This is a genomic window from Streptomyces sp. CLCI03, from assembly GCF_053615355.1.
In genome coordinates, this window is record NZ_CM132132.1 from 6,905,791 (window position 1) to 6,925,487 (window position 19,697).

The 19,697-nt window shown below is 72.8% G+C and carries 15 protein-coding genes; 10 read left to right on the forward strand and 5 right to left on the reverse strand.

Annotated elements, in window-relative coordinates:
* Positions 1-62: 62 nt before the first annotated feature.
* The gene (locus ACWG52_RS31950; RefSeq protein ID WP_375936212.1) at positions 63-1,058 is read right to left on the reverse strand and encodes an SDR family NAD(P)-dependent oxidoreductase; all 996 of its coding nucleotides are present in this window, start codon (positions 1,056-1,058) and stop codon (positions 63-65) included.
* The gene (locus ACWG52_RS31955) at positions 1,055-2,245 is read right to left on the reverse strand and encodes a UDP-N-acetylglucosamine--N-acetylmuramyl-(pentapeptide) pyrophosphoryl-undecaprenol N-acetylglucosamine transferase (protein WP_390135670.1); all 1,191 of its coding nucleotides are present in this window, start codon (positions 2,243-2,245) and stop codon (positions 1,055-1,057) included. The genes ACWG52_RS31950 and ACWG52_RS31955 overlap by 4 nt, the downstream gene beginning before the upstream one ends.
* A gap of 217 nt (positions 2,246-2,462) precedes the next feature.
* On the opposite strand from ACWG52_RS31955, the gene ACWG52_RS31960 reads away from it, so the two are divergent.
* Entirely contained in the window at positions 2,463-2,918 is a 456-nt protein-coding gene (locus tag ACWG52_RS31960) for an N-acetyltransferase family protein (RefSeq protein WP_453126636.1), read from the forward strand.
* Between the two features lie 26 nt (positions 2,919-2,944).
* Here the strand turns inward: ACWG52_RS31960 and ACWG52_RS31965 are convergent, their stop codons facing one another.
* Positions 2,945-3,985 carry a hypothetical protein gene (locus ACWG52_RS31965; RefSeq protein WP_390169093.1) on the reverse strand — a complete coding sequence of 347 codons (1,041 nt, stop codon included), beginning with the start codon at positions 3,983-3,985 and terminating at the stop codon, positions 2,945-2,947.
* A gap of 847 nt (positions 3,986-4,832) precedes the next feature.
* Here ACWG52_RS31965 and ACWG52_RS31970 point away from each other — a divergent pair.
* The 3 genes from ACWG52_RS31970 (at position 4,833) to ACWG52_RS31980 (ending at position 7,293) form a co-directional block, all read left to right on the forward strand.
* Entirely contained in the window at positions 4,833-5,060 is a 228-nt protein-coding gene (locus tag ACWG52_RS31970; protein WP_389807316.1) for a hypothetical protein, read from the forward strand.
* A 116-nt stretch (positions 5,061-5,176) separates the two neighbouring features.
* Positions 5,177-5,911, forward strand: a complete 735-nt coding sequence (locus tag ACWG52_RS31975; protein WP_389807314.1) for a response regulator transcription factor — start codon at positions 5,177-5,179, stop codon at positions 5,909-5,911.
* Positions 5,908-7,293 (forward strand): sensor histidine kinase, encoded by a 1,386-nt coding sequence (locus ACWG52_RS31980; RefSeq protein ID WP_389807313.1) that lies wholly within the window; start codon positions 5,908-5,910, stop codon positions 7,291-7,293. The genes ACWG52_RS31975 and ACWG52_RS31980 overlap by 4 nt, the downstream gene beginning before the upstream one ends.
* A 36-nt stretch (positions 7,294-7,329) precedes the next feature.
* On the opposite strand, the gene ACWG52_RS31985 is transcribed toward ACWG52_RS31980, so the two are convergent.
* The gene (locus ACWG52_RS31985) at positions 7,330-7,791 is read right to left on the reverse strand and encodes a DUF4283 domain-containing protein (protein WP_390135676.1); all 462 of its coding nucleotides are present in this window, start codon (positions 7,789-7,791) and stop codon (positions 7,330-7,332) included.
* Between the two features lie 155 nt (positions 7,792-7,946).
* Here ACWG52_RS31985 and ACWG52_RS31990 point away from each other — a divergent pair, with 155 nt between their 5' ends.
* From ACWG52_RS31990 to ACWG52_RS32010, 5 genes are all read left to right on the forward strand, one after another.
* Positions 7,947-8,678: a tyrosine-protein phosphatase gene (locus tag ACWG52_RS31990; protein ID WP_389807310.1), complete on the forward strand. Its 732-nt coding sequence runs from the start codon at positions 7,947-7,949 to the stop codon at positions 8,676-8,678.
* A 90-nt stretch (positions 8,679-8,768) separates the two neighbouring features.
* The gene (locus tag ACWG52_RS31995) at positions 8,769-9,713 is read left to right on the forward strand and encodes a hypothetical protein (protein WP_386225700.1); all 945 of its coding nucleotides are present in this window, start codon (positions 8,769-8,771) and stop codon (positions 9,711-9,713) included.
* A 19-nt stretch (positions 9,714-9,732) separates the two neighbouring features.
* Positions 9,733-10,356 (forward strand): hypothetical protein, encoded by a 624-nt coding sequence (locus tag ACWG52_RS32000; protein WP_389807409.1) that lies wholly within the window; start codon positions 9,733-9,735, stop codon positions 10,354-10,356.
* Complete coding sequence (locus tag ACWG52_RS32005; RefSeq protein ID WP_389807308.1) at positions 10,337-11,170, forward strand: inositol monophosphatase family protein; 834 nt, start codon at positions 10,337-10,339, stop codon at positions 11,168-11,170. Before ACWG52_RS32000 ends, ACWG52_RS32005 begins: the two co-directional genes overlap by 20 nt.
* 319 nt (positions 11,171-11,489) lie before the next feature.
* A complete protein-coding gene (locus tag ACWG52_RS32010) occupies positions 11,490-12,452 on the forward strand; it encodes an IS481 family transposase (RefSeq protein ID WP_453126552.1) in 963 nt (320 codons plus the stop codon).
* Here ACWG52_RS32010 and ACWG52_RS32015 read toward each other — a convergent pair.
* Positions 12,449-13,639, reverse strand: coding sequence for an SLC13 family permease (locus ACWG52_RS32015; protein WP_244290971.1), 1,191 nt, complete (start codon positions 13,637-13,639; stop codon positions 12,449-12,451). The genes ACWG52_RS32010 and ACWG52_RS32015 overlap by 4 nt on opposite strands.
* A 159-nt stretch (positions 13,640-13,798) precedes the next feature.
* Here ACWG52_RS32015 and ACWG52_RS32020 point away from each other — a divergent pair, with 159 nt between their 5' ends.
* The gene (locus tag ACWG52_RS32020) at positions 13,799-19,660 is read left to right on the forward strand and encodes a WD40 domain-containing protein (RefSeq protein ID WP_453129089.1); all 5,862 of its coding nucleotides are present in this window, start codon (positions 13,799-13,801) and stop codon (positions 19,658-19,660) included.
* Positions 19,661-19,697: the final 37 nt, after the last annotated feature.

The following is a 19,697-nucleotide window of genomic DNA, read 5'->3' on the forward strand; positions in this document are numbered from 1 at the left end:
GCTTGACGGCGCCCCGGGCCGGATCCGGCCGGCTCGCACCGGTCGGATCCGGAGAGGCCGTCCTAGACGGCGTACCGGTCGGGGGCGAAGAGCGAGGGGTTCGCCGCGATCCAGTCCGAGGTGCGGCGCAGACCCTCCTCCAGGCCCACCCGGGGCCGCCAGCCGGCCCAGTCCCGGGCCCGGGAGTTGTCCGACAGCAGGCGCTGGACCTCGCTGCCCGACGGGCGCAGCCGGGTCGGGTCCACCACCACCTCCGCGTCCCGGCCGGACGCCGCGATGAGGGCCTCGGCCAGGGCGCCGACCGAGATCTCCTCACCGGTGCCGAGGTTGACCACCTCACCCAGCGCCCGATCGCACTCGGCCACCGCCAGGAAGCCCTCGGCCGTGTCCGTCACGTACGTGAAGTCCCGGGTCGGCGTGAGCGAGCCGAGGCGGATCTCCCGGGACCCCGCGTGCAGCTGCGCCAGGATCGTCGGGATGACGGCGCGCGCCGACTGGCGCGGCCCGTAGGTGTTGAAGGGGCGCACCACCGTCACCGGGAGTTCGAAGGCGTGGTGGAAGGAGAGCGCCATCATGTCCGCGCCGATCTTCGACGCGGAGTACGGGGACTGCGGCTGCAGCGGGTGGCTCTCGGAGATCGGCGCGGTCAGCGCCGTCCCGTAGACCTCACTGGTCGAGGTGTGCACGAGACGCCGCACGCCGTGCCGCCGGCAGGCCTCCGCCACGTTCTGCGTGCCCGTGACGTTCGTCTGCACGTACGCGCCCGGCGAGGCGTAGCTGTACGGAATCCCGATCAGCGCCGCCAGGTGGAAGACGGTGTCGCAGCCGGCCACCGCGTCGCTGACCCGGCCCGCGTCACGGACGTCACCCGCCCACATCTCCACCGGACCGTCCGGGTCGGCGAGGTACCGGGCCAGGTGGCCCTTCTCGGCGTACGGCTTGTAGTGCACGAAGGCGCGCACCCGCGCACCCCGCGCCACCAGCAGGTCCACCAACGTCGAGCCGATGAAGCCCTCCGCGCCGGTGACGAGGACGGTGCGGTCGGTCCAGCTGTTCATATGCGCTCCAGGTGAGGGGTGGGGACGAGGCCGGCGACGCGGAGTACCTCCGCGGCCAGCAGTTCGGCGGCCCGCGCGTGCGGGCCGGGGTCGGCGGCGCCGGCCATCGCCGACAGCCGCGCCGGGTCGGCCAGCAGCGGCCCGATGAGACCGGCGAGGCGTTCGGCGGTGGTCTCGGAGTCGGGCAGGAGCAGTCCGGCGCCCGCGTCCGACAGCACCCGCGCGTTGTGGGTCTGGTGGTCGCCGGGGGCGTACGGGTAGGGCACCAGGACCGACGGGACCCCGGTCGCCGCGAGCTCGGCGACGGTCGCGGAGCCCGCACGGCACACCACCAGGTCGGCGGCCGCGTAGACGAGGTCCATCCGGTCCAGGTACGGCACGGCCCGGGCGATCCGCTCCCCACCGGACGACACCAGCTCGGCCACCGTGTCCGCCAGCGCGTCCGGACCGGTCTTGACCAGCAGCTGTACGTCGTCCCGGTACTGCCAGAGGTCGGCGAGCGCGGCCGCCGCCCGCGTGAGACGGATCGCGCCCAGGCTGCCGCCGTTGAAGACGATCAGCCGGCGCCCCGCGGGCACCCCGAGCGCGCGCCGGGCCTCGGCGCGCAGCGCCACCCGCTCCGGACCGGGCAGCTCCGCGAGGCCGGACAGGGCCGCCGAGATCGGCATCCCGGTGGTCAGCGCCCGGTCACCGCCCGAGAGGTGGCCCCGGCTGCGGTCGAAGGCCACCGCGACGTGCGGGGTGAGCCGGGCCGCGAACTGGTTGGCACGGCCGGGCACCGCGTTCGACTCGTGGATCACGGCCGGCAGCCCCGCCAGTCGGGCGCCGAGCACGGCGGGGGCACTCGGATATCCGCCCATGCCCACGACGACATGGGCAACCTGCGCCCGGATCACCGAGCGCGCCTGGTGCGCCGAGCGCAGCAGCGCCGCGGGCAGCAGGTACCGCTTCGCGCCCAGCGCGGGATCGAAGGGGATCATGTCGACGGTGTGCAGGCGGTAGCCGGCGCGAGGGATCAGCTCGGTCTCCAGGCCCCGCTCGGTCCCGATGAACGAGACCACGGCGCCGGGCACGGCACCGCGCAGCGCCTCGGCGAGGGCGAGACCGGGATAGATGTGCCCGCCGGTGCCGCCCGCACCGATCACGACGGAGAGTGCCGCGGATGTGTGGGGTGTGGTGGTGGTCATGAGCGCACACTCCCGGTGCGCCCTAAGAACGTTCTAAGAGCCGATCCGGGAGCCACGAGCCATAGGTGGACGGTCTGCCGACGTGGTGCGCGACAGGGGCTGTTGCGTGCCCGGCGGGTGGACGGTCCTGCTGTGCGCGTGCTCGCAGCGGGCCATTGGGATACTTCGGCCCGTGGACACGAATGCGGGGGTGGACGGGATACGGTCGGGCCGTCCCGTGGAATGGGCGCTGCGTTCCGCGGAGCTGGCGGATGTCGAGGCGGCCGCAGAGCTGCGGGCAACGGTGATGCGCCCGGACCTGGAGCGGCTGGGACGGTTCGACGAGCACCGGGTCCGGCAACGGCTGCGGGATTCCTTTTCCTCCCAGCACACGTCGGTCATCGTGGCCGATGGCGCTTTCGCGGGCTGCGTCACCGTACGACCGGCCGAGGACGGGTGGTGGCTGGAGCATTTCTATCTCACTCCGGCCATCCAGGGCCGGGGGCTCGGATCGGCCGTGCTGCGAACACTGCTGGAACGGATCGATGCCGGCGGCCTGCCCGTTCGCCTGAATGTCCTCCAGGGCAGCGCCGCCCGGCGGCTGTACGAGCGCCACGGATTCACCGAGGAGGTTCAGGACCCGATCGACGTCTCCATGGTGCGACGGCCGGGTGCGGGCGCCCTCGGAACGTGAAACGCTCGCCGCCCTGCCGAAGGTCGTCAACGACCGTTTGGGAACGTCTTGGTGACGGCCTGTTCGGGACGGGTCCGAAGCCAGTACGAGCGGGCCGCGATGGCCAGGGCGATGCCGTAGACGGCGAAGGCGACCATCCCGATCCAGCCGACGAGCAGCGCGTCGCCCGAGGAGTGGAAGTCGCCGCGCCGCATCGTCACCAGGCCGGCCGTGGCCAGGACCAGGTACCCGACTCCCACGACGCCGTACGGCGCGAGCGTGGCGGCGCCGAGCAGAGCCGGAGCGAGGGGGAGCCCGCGCGGCACCCGTCGGCCGCGCAGGAACAGCGTCCAGCGCGGGAACACCTGCCCCCACGGGCGGACCAGGCCCCAGAGCAGGAAGACGCCGAGCACGGCCAGCAGCGCGGTGGGGTCCAGGCCCCAGGACTCCAGCGTGAGGAAGATCCCCGAGGCGCCGTTCCGCTCCGAGACCGCGAGCATCTCCTCACCGGTGATCCCCGCGAACGTGCCGCCGGACGCCCAGACCAGCTTCATCGCCGCGTACGGGACAAAGGTCAGGGTTCCCGCCCAGGCGGTGAGTTGGACGCGCCGGGGTGCAGCGGACGGCGCTCGTACTGCAGTACCGGCCGGCCGACGGTCCGACCGGGCCGTGGCCGCGAGCAGGACCGCCCCGACCGCCGCCAAGGCCTTGTTCGCGGCAGAGGCCTTGCTGTCCACTCCCTGACCGAGCATCAGCGTGATCACATCCATCAGCAGGCTGAACGCGGTGACCCCGGCCAATCCGCAGGCCACCCAGAGCAGGCCGCGTAGCGCCGGCCGCAGCCCGTACAGCAGCACCGCGGCGCTCACCAGCGCCGCCGATGCACCCACTGCCACAGCCGCCCAACCCAGACCGGGGGAGCCTGATTCACTGCCGTGGTGGAGCAAGGAGGTCCGGGTCAGCGCGCACGCCAGGCCGAAGCCGGCATACAGCACCGCCCACGACATCGTTGCCCAGGCCACCCAGCGCGGCCATCGCTGCCACCAGGCGCTCCAGAGCGCCTTCATCGTCCGTTCGACACTGGTCATGTTCCGAACGTCGCATCGACCGCGGCGAGGTGGCGTCGGCCGCCGGTACGATCTCCCTCCCCCAACCGGGTGAGTGCTCTCCCAGGCCAAGGTATGCGTGACGGAGCCTGACGTCTCGACCGGCCGTACCTGGGGAATCCGGGCCGGCCGCCGTCACCTGCTGCCGGAGACGAGCGCTTCGGTGAGGGCTTCGAGGTAGCAGGCCAGGTGGCTCCTTGCTGGTCAGCCCCCTGCAGAGTCGGTCAAGCCCCGAGATTCCGTGTCGTGACGTCGTGGATTTCCGCGGCCTTACTGGAACTCCGGCGGGCTCGCATTCTGCAGTCCGACACGACTCCTCCATGGACGAGTGCCTTCTGCCACGCCGCCGAGCGGACTCAACGAGGACTGGTTCGGTGAAACCGCTGGGGACGGTACGGCATAGTCAGGCCCCCGTTTCCCGGTACCGGCGACGGTCCGTGAGCCGATCGGGGAGCCACCCGGCACGGCATCGCCCGGACCCGCAGCGAGGTGAATGGCGTTCACCTACAGTGGTGAACGCCATTCACCTCAAGCGGGGTTTCGCGGTGTCCACTGATCCGCGGTCCCCGTCCCCGGCTCCGTCCGCCGATCGCCGGGTCATGGCCGTTGTGGCGGGCGACCGCATCATCGAAGGCGTCTGAGCCCGTGGCCCGTACCTGACCAGCGCCGATGGCGAGGACACGGGCCCCGGAGCCGTGGGTGGATCGCCCGCCACACCAGCGGCCACGGTCTCCCGTACCGGCTGCGTCCCGGTACGGCTCCCCGCGCGCCGTCCGCCGGACGGCCGGCTCGGCGTGCTGGACCGGTGCCGGCACGGCAGGCTGGGGGCGTGTCCGACCAGACGGAGATCGTCGTGCATCCGGTGTCCCCGACGGGCGGCCGGAAGGTGACCGTTCATGCGCTCGGCGTGGACGCGGACCTCGGGCGTGCCCACACCCCCAGGGACGTCGCCGAGTTCCTGCGTCGCGCCGGCCTGGAGGACGTGGACCTGAGCGAGGACGGGCCGATCACCTGGGAGGGCGGCGGGCCCGAAGTGTGGAAGCGCCCCGAAGCCTGAACGCCACAGGTGGGGCGCGGGGAGCCGGTCGGGGAGCCGGTCGGGGAGCCGACTCCTGTCCGGCCTCACGAACGTTCTAAGAGGTTCTCTCAGACGCCTTTGGCAGGCTGTGACCCATGAGCTCCACGGACAGCACAGGCAGCACACGCGCTACGGGCGGTACGGGCAGGCAGCGCATCCTCGTCGTCGACGACGAGCCCGAGGTGCGGGCCGCCGTCGAGGACGGGCTCGCGGTCGAGGGGTACGAGGTCCGGGGCGTCCCGGACGGGCTCGCCGCCCTCTCCCAGGTGGCTGACTGGGAGCCCGACGCGGTCGTCCTCGACGTGATGATGCCCGTACTCGACGGCCTCGCCGTCTGCCGGCAGCTGCGGGCGCTGGGCGACCGTACCCCCGTCCTCGTCCTGACCGCGCTCGACTCCGTCAGCGAGCGCGTCGACGGACTGGAGGCGGGCGCCGACGACTACCTCGTCAAACCCTTCGCCCTGGACGAGCTGGTCGCCCGGGTCCGCGCACTCCTGCGGCGGGCCGCCCCCGGACCCGCCGGGGCCACCGCTTCGCTCGGCTTCGCCGACCTCGTCCTCGACCCGGTGACCCGGACCGGACGCCGGGGGAGTCGGCCGCTGGAGTTCAGCCGGACCGAAGCGGCCCTGCTGGAGCTGTTCCTGCGCCACCCCGGCCAGGTGCTCCCGCGCGAGCTGATCCTCGAACTGGTGTGGGGGCGGGACTTCGGGCCGGACTCCAATTCCCTCGCCGTCTACGTCGGATACCTGCGCCGGAAATTGGAGGCCGCGGGCGAGCCCCGGCTGGTGCACACCGTCCACGGGGTCGGCTACCGACTGGACGCCGCGTGAGCGGCCGCCGGCGGCTCGGCCGGGTCTGGCGCAGGCGCGGCCCCCTGCGCACCCGGCTCGCGCTGTCGGTCACCGCCGCCGTGGCCCTCGTGGCCGTCGGGGTGTGCGCGGCGGCGTTCCTGGTGGTCCGCTCCGCGCTCTACGAGCAGCTCGACCTCAGCCTCACCCAGTCCGCGCGGCTCGCCGCCCAGCGCAACCCGGGGGACGCACCGGGCGTCCTGGCCGGGGAATGCCGGTTCCTGGCCGCTCCCGCCTGCGCCGAGGTGGTGCCCGCCGACCCGGCCAAGGACCCGCAACCGCCGGGACAGCTGCCCGTGGATCCGGCCGCGAGGGAGGTCGCCGCGGGCCGTAAGGCCCCCTACTACACGAACATCACGGTGGCCGGGTTCCCCGCCCGGATGCTCACCACCGACTACGCCAAGGGGCGCGCCCTCCAGGTGGCCCTGCGGGCCGACACCGTCGAGGACGGCATCGAGGAGGCCGCCCGGTGGCTGGTGCTCACGGCGGCGGCCGGGGTGCTGCTGGCGGCCTTCCTCGGGTACTGGGTCTCGCGGACCGGCCTGGCCCCGGTCGCCCGACTCACCGCGACGGCCGAGCGCATCGCCGCCACCCGCGACGCCCGACACCGGATCGAACTGCCCCCACCGGGACGGGAGGACGAGATCACCCGGCTGGCGACGAGCTTCAACACCATGCTGGGGGAGCTCGAACAGTCCATCGCCGCGCAGCGCCAACTGGTGGCGGACGCCTCCCACGAGCTGCGCACCCCGCTGACGGCCCTGCGGACCAACGCCGAGCTGCTGGCCCGGGCCGACCGGCTCACCCCCGATCAGCGCGAGCGCGCCTCGGCCGCGCTGGGGCGGCAGTTGCGCGAGGTGACGGGACTCGTCAACGACCTGATCGAGCTGGCACGTGACGAGGAGCCGCGACCGCTGGTGGAACAGGTCGCGCTGGGCGCGCTGGTGGAACATGGCGCGCGGGCGGCGCGGACCCACTGGCCGGCCGTGCCCTTCCACGTGCACGTGCCGACCGAACCCGTCGTCGTGCCCGGGGTACCCGCGCGACTCAGCCGACTGCTGGGGAACCTGCTCGACAACGCCGCCAAGTTCGGTCGGGACGGGCTGCCCGTCGAGGTGGAGCTGGTGGCGGGCGTCCCGGGCGGCCGAGGCCCGGAACTGACGGTCCGCGACCACGGTCCGGGGATCGCGCCGGAGGACCTGCCGCACGTCTTCGACCGGTTCTACCGGGCCGGGGCGGCCCGCGCCCTGCCCGGGTCGGGGCTCGGCCTGGCCATGGCCCGGCAGATCGCGCGGGCGCACTCCGCCGAGCTGACCGCGGAGGCCGCCCCGGGCGGGGGCGCGTTGTTCAGGCTGGCGTTCTGAACGGAGCCCCGGAGCCCGGGCGCGAGGCCCGCGGGCTCAGTAGATGTCCCAGGCCTCGCGCGGGAGGATGTGGTGCGCGTCGTCCAGCACGTGTTCGGCGAAGACCACCGGTCGGGTGACCAACCGGTCGCCCAGCCGCTGGACGTTCACCACCAGACCGAGGCTCCACGACCCCGGGATCCCGGCTCCCAGGTGACCGAGCTCGTCCTCGTCGTCGGGGAAGCGGGTCGCGTGCCGCTCGACCAGCCACCGTTCCACCTCCGAGGGCACGCGCCCCGTCAGCCCCACGCCCTCCGCGAAGAGCAGGGGTCCCCGCAGCGCGTCCACCGTCAGACCCTCCAACCGCGCCTCGCGGTCGTAGAACACCCGAAGACCCAGGTCACGGAACTCACACCTGGAAGCGGAGGGCGGCGCGCCCTTCACCCGGTACGTCATGACGCAGGACGGCTCCTCCACCGTCACCCCGGTCAGCGCGTCCACCACCTCATCGGGAGTCATACCGAAACGCAGCGGCCCCACCCCGACCCACGGATCGACCGTCCACCGCGGCCTCTCACCCTCCGGCCGCACTTCCCACCAGTCGTACATGCCCTCATGATCGCCGACGCCTGAGGCATGCTGGTGGGAGAGTCCGATCATGGGGGAGAGATCCGATGCAACGGCACGTCGAGTTCGACCGTCTGCACAACTTCCGGGACCTGGGCGGCTACCGGTCCGCCGACGGGCGGACCGTGCGATGGGGGACGCTGTACCGGGCCGACTCGCTCGGCAAGCTGGCGGGCGGCGACCGGGAGCGGTTCCTGAAGCTCGGGATCAGGACCGTGATCGACCTGCGATACCCGTGGGAGATCGAGGCCAAGGGACGGGTTCCCGAGGCGGACCGCTTCCGCTACGTCAACCTGAGCATCGAGCACCGGCCCTACGACCAGGCCGAGATCGACCCCGACATCGACCCCTGGCGCTACCTCGCGGACCGGTTCGCCGAGGTCACCGAGGACGGGGCCGACGAGATCCGTCAGGTCCTGGAGGAACTGGCGCAGGCCCCCGGCCCCGCGGTCTTCCACTGCACCTCGGGCAAGGACCGGACCGGGCTGATCGGAGCCTTCGTACTGACCCTGCTCGGGGTGGAACGGGCTGACGTCCTCGCCGACTTCGCGCTCACCGAACTGGCCACCGAACGACTCGCGGCCGACTGGCGCGCCGCCCACCCTGACCGGGTCATGAAGTGGCCGAGCTACGGCCGCGCCCCCGCCGTGATCATGGAGTTGGTGCTCGCGGACCTGGAGGCCCGGTACGGATCCGTGCACGGCTACCTCACCGACCGGGTCGGACTACGGGAGCGGACCGCGCGACAGCTGCGCGACCGGCTGCTGACCACGGCCTAGACGGCGTCCGCGCGACGTGAAGTCGCTCTAGTGGCGCCACCGACGCATCTCCTACCATCGGAACACGGGGTGGGGGAGGGGGGTGCGTTCATGGCAGCGCACGTAGGGCGGCTGGAACGCTTCGTTGCCTGGGTGCTGCGGAACGCCGACGTCGTGGTCGCCCTGGGCATCGCGATGGCGGTCGGACTCCTCGACATCTTCGGCGACGTCATCAGTGACGACGTCTCCTCCGGCGCCACCCTCGTCGTCCTCGGTCTCCTCGCGACCGGGTCGATCGTGGAGCGGGTGCGCCGGCCCGCGAGCATCCAGGAGGCGATGAGCGGGACCCGGCAGGCCCTGGAAGACCTGGCGATGGTGCGTTCGCTCTCGGGCAACGAGGTCGGCGAGGCGCTCCGCAAGGCCCGCCAGCACACCAACCTCTGGTACTTCAAGGGCGGTACGGGCACCTACCTGCGGGCGGTCACGCTGCCCCTGTGCGTGGCCGCCGCGAAGGAACAGCGCTCGCAGCTCAACGTGAAGATCGACATCGTCAATCCGGCCGACGAGCGGGCCTGCGCCGCCTACGCCCGCTTCCGGCAGATGTTCGGCGCGCAGCGTCGCGGGGACGATCTGTGGACCACCGACCGGGTCCGCCGCGAGTCGTACGCGACCGTCCTCGCCGCATGCTGGTACCAGAGGCAGCTGACCACCCTGGAGATCAGCGTGCACCTGTCGGCCGCCGTGCCGACCCTGCGCTTCGACCTGTCCGAGACCTGCCTCATCATCACCCAGGACGACCAGAACCGGGTGAACCTGCTGGTGGAGCGCGGACAGCCGCTCTACGACTACTACGTGACCGAGCTGCACCAGAGCCGAGAGCAGGCGACCGTGCTCGACCTGCGCGTCGCCTCCCCGCTCGGCCAGGAGCCCACCGTCGACGAGGTCCGGACGCTCTTCGACGACCTGCGACTGCCCCTGCCACGCGTCTTCACCGACAGCGACATCGGCAAGATCATCGAGAAGGCCCTGCACGCGGAGGACCCCTACAGGAGGTGATGCGCTCCGGCGCGTGCCCATGGACCGCGAGCTCGAAAGCACTCTCGTCACCCTGGAGGAAATCGCCTCCGGGGCGCGCGAGTTACATGCCGTCCGTCATCCGCTCGGATTCCTCTGCCTGCCCTTGCTGAGAGAGGGGCCGCGCGGAATCTGCGTGCATCTCTTCGAGATCGGCAACCGCGCCGATCCGGACGCGTCACCGATGCACGCCCACAGCTGGGAACTGCGCAGCCGCGTGCTGTACGGGCGCGTGGCCAATCTGCCCGTACGGACGACCGTGGTGCGGGACGGCGAGGAGGGCGCCACCCACCGGATCTTCGAGGTGTTCAGCGGGAGCGACGGCGTGGACGAGATCCGGCCGACCTCCCTCCTGGTGCGGAGCGAGCCCGGACCCGCCCACGTCAGCGCGGGAGGGGAGACGTACACGGTGGCGGCGGGCGAGTTCCACGCCACCGCACTGGAGGGGGCGCAGCCGGCGGCCACCCTGGTGCACGGGATGTCGATCCCCGGGCAGCTCGACCTCTCGCTCGGCCCGCTCGACGGCCGACCGCGCCGCACGACCCGCCGGCTGTGCGACACCGCGCAGACCGTGCGCAGCGTCCACACCGTCCTCAGGAGGATCGATGCCCAACAGCGGGCCTGACTTCGACCACGAGAGGCAGGTCGCCGTCGCCGCGGCGGAGGAGGCGGGCGGCCTGCTGCGCAGGCGCTTCGCCGCGGCGCGGTGCGTGCGGACGAAGGGCGCGTCCGGGGACGTGCAGATGGATCTCGACCTCGCCGCCGAGGAACTCGTACTGAGCCGGATACAGCGCCACTTCCCGCGGGACCGGATCCTGTCCGAGGAGGCCGGGCTCCTCGAAGCGGCGGGCGAACGCACCTGGCTGGTCGACCCGTTGGACGGCAGCAACAACGTCGTGATCGGGCTGCCCACCTACGCGGTGGGGATCGGGCTGTGCCTGGCGGGCACCCCGGTGATGGGAGTGGTGCACGAGCCGGTCACCGGGGAGACCTGGCACGCGGTCAAGGGGTACGGAGCCCACGGACCGTCCGGCGAGCTGCCGGGCCCCGCCCGCACCCTGCCGCGCCCCGGGCCCGTCGTCGCCTGGACCCAGGGATACGCCGTGGAACGGGGCGACCCGACGGCGGTGGCCCTGCGCGCGGTGCTGGAGCTGCGCTGCCGGCGCGTCCTGCAGCTGTGGGCGCCGCTGCTCGGCTGGAGCCTGCTGGCGCGCGGCACCATCGACGCATTCGTCGGCTACCGCGCCGAGGGCGTGGACCTGCCGACCGGGGCGCTGCTCGCCGCCGAGGCGGGCGTGGAGCTGCGCACGCTGTCCGGGGCGCAGTTCAGACCGGGATTCGCCGGGGCCGACACCGGGCGCAGCTTCGTCGCGGCCCGCGGCGAGACCCTCGCCCACCTGCTGGAGGAGGTGGGGGTCATCGCCCGGCGCGCGTACTAGGGGGTGTCCGGAAAGTAGCGCCGGCCGCCCGAAGGGCGGGCCACGCGGCGTCCGGTGCCATGGGGTCTCCCCAGGCCCGCCAGGGCCGAGGGGAAGCATCGCAAGGCGGAGGGGCGCCCGTGTACTGGACGTACTCGGGCGCCCCGACAACGCGGCGAGGTGCGGTGCCGGGCACCGCGGGGCAGGCGGGACTTCGCGGACACGCCCTAGCTGTGTTGTCCCGGGACGTTGGTGACACACGTGCTGGGTGCTTGAAATGGGTGAGGGCCTCCGGGTTCGGTGTGGATTGCGACATCTGCACCTAGCCGAGGAGGCCCTCGTGGTCCACCGTAACGCCCCGCTGACCGAGACCGGACGACTTCGTCTCGCCCGCTGTGTCGTGGACGACGGATGGCCCGTGCGGCGGGCCGCGGAACGTTTCCAGGTCAGCCACACCACCGCGGCCCGCTGGGCCGGCCGCTACCGACAGCTCGGCGTCGCCGGAATGGGTGACCGCTCCAGCCGCCCCCACCACCAGCCCCGAAAGACACCTGCCGAGGTCGAGGCCGAGGTGCTGCGCCTGCGGCGGGAACACCGCATCGGCCCACTGCGGCTCGCCGTCCGCTGCGGCATCGCGGCCTCGACCGCCCACCGCATCCTCGCCCGGCACGGTCAGCCACCCCTGGCCGCCCTGGACCGGGCCACCGGCGAGCCCGTCCGCCGTTACGAACGCGCCCGCCCCGGCGAGCTGATCCACATCGACGTCAAGAAGCTGGGCCGGATCCCCGACGGAGGCGGCCACAAGGTCCTGGGCCGGGCCGCCGGCAGCCCGAACAAGGACCGCCGCAACGGCGCCGGATACGCCTACCTCCACACCGCCCTCGACGACCACACCCGCCTCGCCTACACCGAGGACCTGCCCGACGAGACCGCCCCGACCTGCGCAGGCTTTCTCACCCGGGCCACCGCGTGGTTCGCGTCCCTGGGCATCCGCGTCGAGCGGGTCCTTACCGACAACGCCTGGTCCTACAGCAGGAACACCTGGCGGAGCACCTGCCGCGAGCTGGGCATCAGCCCCCGCTGGACCCGCCCCTGGCGGCCACAGACCAACGGCAAGGTCGAACGCTTCCACCGCACCCTGCTCGAGGAATGGGCCTACCAACGGCCCTACACCTCGGACCGAGAACGGATGGAAGCATTCACCGACTGGCTGCACTGGTACAACTACCACCGACCCCACACCGGCATCGCAGGCCAAACCCCCGCCAGCCGCGCCACCAACCTGTCCGAACAACACACCTAGCTCGTGGCGGCCAGGGCCAGCGTCGCCGCCAGGGTGCCCGCCACCGCCAGCACGGCGCCCGTACCGAAGAAGCGGCCCAGGTCGATCCGGGTCCCGTGCCAGCGGCACCGCTCGAACCACAGCAGGGTGGCCAGCGAGGCCCACGGCGTGATGACGGGTCCCACGTTGACGCCGATCAGCTGGGCGAGCAGCTGCTCGTGATTGGCGACCGGAATGGCCGCCTCGCCCGCCAGATAGGCCGGGAGGTTGTTCAGGACGTTCGAGAAGCCCGCACCGACCGCCGCCGACCGCAGCATGCCGACGACGTCGTTGTCGGACCCCATCGCCGCCGCCAGGATGTCGTGCAACCCGTGGGCGTTGACCGTCTCCACGACCAGGAACATGCCCGGGACGAGGACGAGGAGCCGCCAGGGGATCAGGGAGAGGCGCAGCGTCTCCCGGCTGCGGAACCAGAAGGCCACGACCACGATCAGCGCGGCCGCCATCGACGCCGACCACAGCGGCACGTCGGCGAGCAGGATCGCCAGCAGGAACCCGGCACACGCCACCGCGCTCACCCGGAACAGGACCCGGTCCGCGGGCCGCGGCAGGGGCGGCGGCGTGTAGCGGGTCTCGGTGCGACGCCCCGGGCGCCAGTAGAAGCCCCACAGGCAGGCCATCGTGACCGCGATCGCGGCCAGCTGCGGAGCCCACATGGTGGCGGCCATCTCCGACGGGGTCAGCGCGATGCGGTCCGCGGCCAGCAGGTTCGTCAGGTTCGACACCGGAAGCAGCAGGCTGGCCGTGTTGGCCAGCCACACCGTGGTCATCGCCAGCGGTACGGGCGCGATACCGACCCGGGTCGCCAGCGCCAGCATCACCGGGGTCAGCAGGACCGCCGTCGTGTCCAGGTTGAGGGTGATGGTGGTGACGGACGCGAACAGCACGCAGAGACAGAACAGGAGGGGGTACCGGCCGCGCCCCGCCCGGGCCACCCACGTGGCGACGACGTCGAAGACCTCCGCCTTGCCGGTCAGCTCCGCGAGGACGATCACGGTGGCCAGGAACACCACCAGCGGGCCGATCCGCTGCAGCACGTCCGAGGCGGGCCCGGTGGGCAGCAGGCCCGTGGCGACGCACAGCGCACCGAGTGCGAGCAGCCCGCCGGCCAGCCAGTCCAGTGGATGCAGACGCCTGAGGAGGGACACGGCGAACAGGTTCGCACATACACACGCCCCGGCATCAGACGGGGCGGAAGGAATCGGACAGGCTCGCCCGGGCGGCGGGTCCGGTGTCCCGTGGGGGACCACCTCGTCCTCGCCGGGACAAACCCGCAGACGGGGGCACGGCCCTACGATGGACCCATGATGACGGACGGGCAATTCGGCGCTCCCGCAAGAGAGTTCGACTTCTTCATCAGTTACTCCCCGGCAGACGAACAATGGGCCGCGTGGATCGCCTGGACCCTGGAGGAAGCCGGCTACCGCACGGTGGTGCAGGCCTGGGACTTCGTACCGGGAACCAACTTCATCGACTTCATGGACCGGGGCGTCAGCGAGTCCCTGGCGGTCATCGCCGTACTGTCACGCCACTACGAGCGTTCCACCTACGGTCGCATGGAATGGCAGGCCGCGCTCCGGGCCTCGCCCGAGTCGCCCGAACGGAGGCTGTTGACCGTCCGGGTGGACGAGATCCCGATCGAGGGACTCCTCGCCACGATCACCTACGTCGACCTCGTCGGCGTCGCGGACATCGACGCGGCCCGTTCCCTGCTCCTGAACCGTGTCGGCCAGGCCGTCGACGGCCATGCCCGCCCGGGCCGCCGCCCCGGCTATCCGGGGAGCGGGCCCGGACCCGTCCGCCACCCGGAGCAGCCCAACCCCGGGCAGCCGCAGCCGAGCGCGCTCGCCGGCCCCGGCTGGTCCGGGCGCCGGCGACCGGCCAGGGCGCCGCTCTACCCGCAGGCCGCCGCGGCCGGCCACGACCCGCAGGACGCCGTGACCGTCCTGCACCTGGCCGGACCCGACTTCGGTCGCGGCCGCGAACCCGACTCGCTCAGCCGGCAGATCCGCGGCGACCTCATCATGCTCAGGGACGCCGGGGCACCCGCCCCCGATCTGATGGTCGTCACCGGCGACCTCACCGCGTCCGGCAGCCCACGCGAATGCGACCAGGCCCTCAGCTTCCTCACCGCCTTACGGTCCCAGCTCGACCTGTCCCCCCAGCGCGTGATGGTGGTACCGGGCGCGCAGGACGTGAACCAGGCCGCCTCCCAGGCCTACTTCCACACCTGCGAGGCCGACGAGGTGGCTCCGCAGCCGCCCTACTGGCCCAAATGGCGCCACTACACCCGGCTGTTCCGCGGTCTCTACCAGGGCCTGGACACCGTTTTCGACAGCGACCAGCCCTGGACCCTCTTCCCGGTGCCCGAACTGAGCACGGTCGTCGCCGGATTCAACTCCTCCATGGCCTACAGCCACCGCCCCGAGGAGCAGTACGGCTTCATCGGCCGCGACCAGGCCGCCTGGTTCGCCGAAGCCATGCGCCGCTACGAGGAGGAGGGCTGGCTGCGCGTCGGCGCGCTCCGCCACCCGCTCACCGACGGCCGCCGCCCCGGCGACGCGGTCGGCGGCCCCGGCGGGCTGCGGGACGCCGACACCTTCGCCCGGCTCGCCGCCCCACGGCTGCACCTGCTGCTGCACGGCCCGACCGGCGGCCCGCGCAGCACCACCTCGGCCCCCAGCCGCACCCAGCTCGCCGGGGCCGACGGCGCCGCGGCCGCCGGAGCCACCGGTGAGCTGCCCCTGTTCGGCTCCGCCGCCCCCGCCCGGTTCCAGCTGCTCCGGATCGACGCCCAGGGCGTGACCCGCTGGGACGACCGGATCACCACCGCGTCCGAGACCTTCCCCGCCGCGTGGCGACAGACCCGCCGGGTCTTCCCCGTACCGGAACTGCCGGCCGTCATCGACGTCGAGCGGCCCGACGGACGGGCTCCCCTGGACGATCCGGCCGCCTCGCTCGCCGAGCGCGTCAAGGAGATCTGCCGGGTGCGCCGGGAAGGCGTGCGGCTGCGCGACGTCCCGCGCCGCGATCCGGCCGACATGGCGCAGATCATGGCCACCTGGCGGGAGCAGGAGGACGGCGTCGTGCAGCAGCAGCGCATAGCCGTCCACCCGGGGAGCCCCACCGAGGAGGAACTGGACCGCTTCATCGCCCAGGTGCACGCCACCGACACCGGCTCCGAGGCCGTCCTGGTGTACGCGGGCGACGCCCCGGCCGCCGGACTGCGCCGCCGGGCCGCCGCCCACGGCGTCCGCGTCCGGGTCCGCAGCTTCATCGAGTTCCAGGGCCTGCTCGACCTACGGGGCTACGTCGCCGCGCAGACGGCCCGGCTCAGCGGCAGCGAGCAGTACGCCCCCGGCCTCTACCTCCCCCAGCGCTACCGCGACGCGGACCGCCCCGACGGCCAGGGCGGTGCCGGTCAAGAACGTGACGGACTCGTCGAGGAACTGCTGGAACTCCTCGAATCCGACCACGGCCGGTTCGTCCTGCTCCTCGGCGACTTCGGACACGGCAAGACCTTCGCCCTGCGCGAGCTCGCCCGGCGCATCCCCGAACAGCTCCCGCACCTCACCCCGTTGTTGATCCCGCTCAACTCCCTGGACCGGGCGCACAGCCTCGAAGGCCTGGTCGCCGCGCACCTGGCCGGCCACGACGTCGACACCATCGACCTGCGCGCCCTGCGCTACATGCTGGCCCAGGGCCGCGTCGTCCTGCTCTTCGACGGCTTCGACGAACTGGTCAACCGGGTCAGCTACGACCGGGCCGCCGACCACCTCCAGGTCCTCCTCGACGCCGCCGTCGACCACGCCAAGATCGTCGTCAGCAGCCGCACCCAGCACTTCAAGTCGCACGCCCAGGTCCTCACCGCGCTCGGCGAGCGCGTCGGCCTGCTCCCGCAGCGCAGGATCCTGGCCGTCGAGGGCTTCACCCCGGCCCAGATCCGTTCCTACCTCGTCCGCAGCTACGGAGAAGAGCAGGCCGCCGACCGCCGCTACCAGCTCCTGCGCAACATCCCCGACCTCCTGATGCTCTGCCGCAATCCCCGGCTGCTCTCCTTCGTCGCCGACCTGAGCCAGGACCAACTGCGCGCGGTCGCCGGAGCGGGCCGCGCGCTCAGCCCCGCACGACTGTACGAGGACGTGTTCACCTCCTGGCTCGGTCACGAGGAGCGGCGCGGCCAGGGCGGTCCCGGCGCGCCGCCCGGGCTCACCCTCGACCAACTGTGGGCGGCGGTGACCGCGCTGGCCTGGCGGTTGTGGGAGAGCGGCCGCAGCGCCCTACGGCTCGACGAGCTCACCGAGACCGTGGCCGGCACCCTCAGCGAACTCACCGAGTCCCCGCTCACCGCGTCCGAGCGCGCCCAGGCGGTCGGCGCGGGCAGCCTGCTGGTCCGCAGTGACGACGGGGTCTTCCAGTTCATCCACGGCTCCGTCGTCGAATGGCTGGTGGCGCGGGAGGCCGCCCGCCAGCTCGCCCGCGGGCAGCACACCGTGCTCCTCGCACGCCCGCTCAGCCAGCTGGCCGTCGAGTTCTTCTGCGACCTCGCCGACCACGAGCAGTGCGCCCGCTGGGTGCGCGAGGTCCTGGACTCCCCGGGGCGGGTGGTCGGCGAGGCCGCCCGCGCCAACGCCGTACGGATCTCCGACCGGCTACGGGTACCGGCCAACGCCGATCTACGGGGCGCCCGGCTGGCCGGCGAGGACCTCTCGCACCGAGACTTCTCCGGCGTCGACCTCACCGACGCCGATCTGACGGACGCCCGGCTGATCGGCGCCAACCTCTCCGGCGCCCTGTTGCGGGGCACCCGGCTGACCGGCGCCCGGCTCGACCGGGCCGACCTGAGCCGGGCCGACCTGTCCGGCGCCAACCTCAGCCGGGCGCGGCTGACCAGGACCGATCTACGGGGCGCCCTGCTGGCCGGCAGCCGCTGGCACCGGGCGGCGCTCATCGACGTGACGATGGACGACGAGGTACGGGCCGCCCCCGAGCTGGGGACCGCCGCGATCGCCCCCGGGATGCCCGTGGACGCCGGGTTCCGGCCCTCCGCCGTCGGGGTCCCGTACGGATTCGGCATGCGCACGAGCCGCCTTCCCGAACCCATCGCCTACAGCAGCGACGGCGAACTCCTCGCGGTCGGCAGCGAGGACGGCTCCGTCCTGGTCTGCGGCGCCGACGACGGCCGGGCCGTGCGCACCCTCCAGGGGCACGAAGGGCGCGTGTACGCCGTGAAGTTCCGGCCGGACGTCATCGCCACCGGCGGCTCCGACGGCGCGGTGCGGCTCTGGGACCCGGTGACCGGGGCCTGCCGCCACCATCTGCGGGTCCACCCCGACGGGGTGTGGCCGGTCTCCTTCGACGCGGCCGGGACGCTGCTCGCCACGGGCGACCGCGAGGGCCTGGTCACGGTCTGGGACGTGGCCACCGGCGAGCCGCTGCACCGGATGCCGGGCCACACCGCGCCCGTCTACACCGCGGTGTACGGACCCGGCGACCTGCTGCTCACCGGGGACGCGGGCGCGAAGGTACGCCTGTGGGACCTGACCACCGGGCACTGCGTGCGCGAGATCGAGGGCCATCAAGGCGCCGTCTACCGGGCCCGGTTCAGCCCCGACGGAACCCTCTTCGCCACCGCCGACCGGGGCGGTCCCGGACAGGGCGGCACGGTACGGATCTGGCGGACGACCGACGCGCGGCTGCTGCACGAGTTCACCGGACACACCGGGCGCGTGTACGTCCTCGACTTCCACCCCGAGGGAAACCTCCTGGCCAGTGGTGACACGGACGGCCAGATCCGGCTCTGGGACCCGGTGGTCGGCACTCCCGCCGGAGTCCTCGAACGGGGCACCGGCGCCGTCTACCAGGTGCTCTTCGGCGACGACGGGAAGCTCCTCGCCGCCTGCGACAGCAACGGCGCGGTCCGGCTGTGGACGGTCACCGGGCGCCCCCACGGGTACACGATCGCCCTTCACCCCCAGCAGCCGACCGAGCACCGCGGCACCGCCTGGGCGTGCGCCTTCCGACCAGGCGACAGCCAGTTGCTCACCGTCGGCAACGACGGCGGCGCGCAGATCTGGGACGCGGCCACCGGTCAGGGCAAGCGCATCCTGCGCGGCCACGGCCGCCGGATCAGCGGGGTCGCCTTCAGCGCGGACGGCACGCAGCTGGCGGCGGCCGGCAACGACGGGGTCGTACGGCTGTGGGAGACGCGCACGGGCCGCCGTACGGACGAACTCACCGGGCGCGGCGACCGGCTGGTCTCGGCGGCCTTCAGCCCGGTCGAAGCGGTCCTGGCCACGGCCAGCAACGACGGCGACATGTACCTGTGGAACCCGGTGGGCGGGGAGTACCTCAGGGAGCTCGACGCCGAGACCGAGCACGTCTGGGCGGAGGCCTTCAACGCCGACGGGGCCCTGCTCGCCACCGCCAACGACGACGATTCCGTCCGCGTCTGGTTCCGGCCCACGGGTTCGCCCGTGTCGACGCTGACCCAACACCGGGGCCGGGTCCGGTCCATCGCCTTCCGCTCGGACGCCGATGTCCTGGCGACCGGCTGCGACGACAGTTTCGTCCGGGTGTGGGACGCCCGCAACGGCGCCCTCCTGCATCAGCTCGGCGGGCATGCCGACCGGGTGTACGGCGTCGCCTACGGCCCCGGCGGCGCCTGGCTCGCCAGCGCGAGCTGGGACGGTACGGCCGTCGTCTGGCGGGACGGGCAGGCCGGTCCGCGGCTGCGCGGACGCGGCGGCAGGCTGTGGGCGGTGGCCGCCCACCCGAGCCGCCCGCTGCTGGCCACCGGCGGCGACGACCGGGCCGTCGCCCTGTGGGACGCCGTGACGGGCGAGCATCTGACCGACCTCGTCGGGCACACCGGTCGGGTGCTCTCGCTCGCCTTCGCCCCGGACGGTACGACCTTGGCGAGCGGCGCCGAGGACGGCACCGTACGGCTCTGGAACGTCCCCGGGGACGGGGAACCACCGTCCCCCCGCGCGACGTTGATGGGGATGGCGGGTGGCTGGGCGGCGCTGACACCGGCCGGCGGATACAAGTACGAGGGCGATGTGGCCGGTGAGTTCTGGCACGTCGTGGGCATGTCCCGGTTCACCCCGGGCGAGCTCGACGCGTACCTGCCGGGCATCCACCGGCTGCCGCTCGGCGAGGAACTCTGAGTCGGGCCGGCTGTACGCAGGCCGACCCGGCTACGGT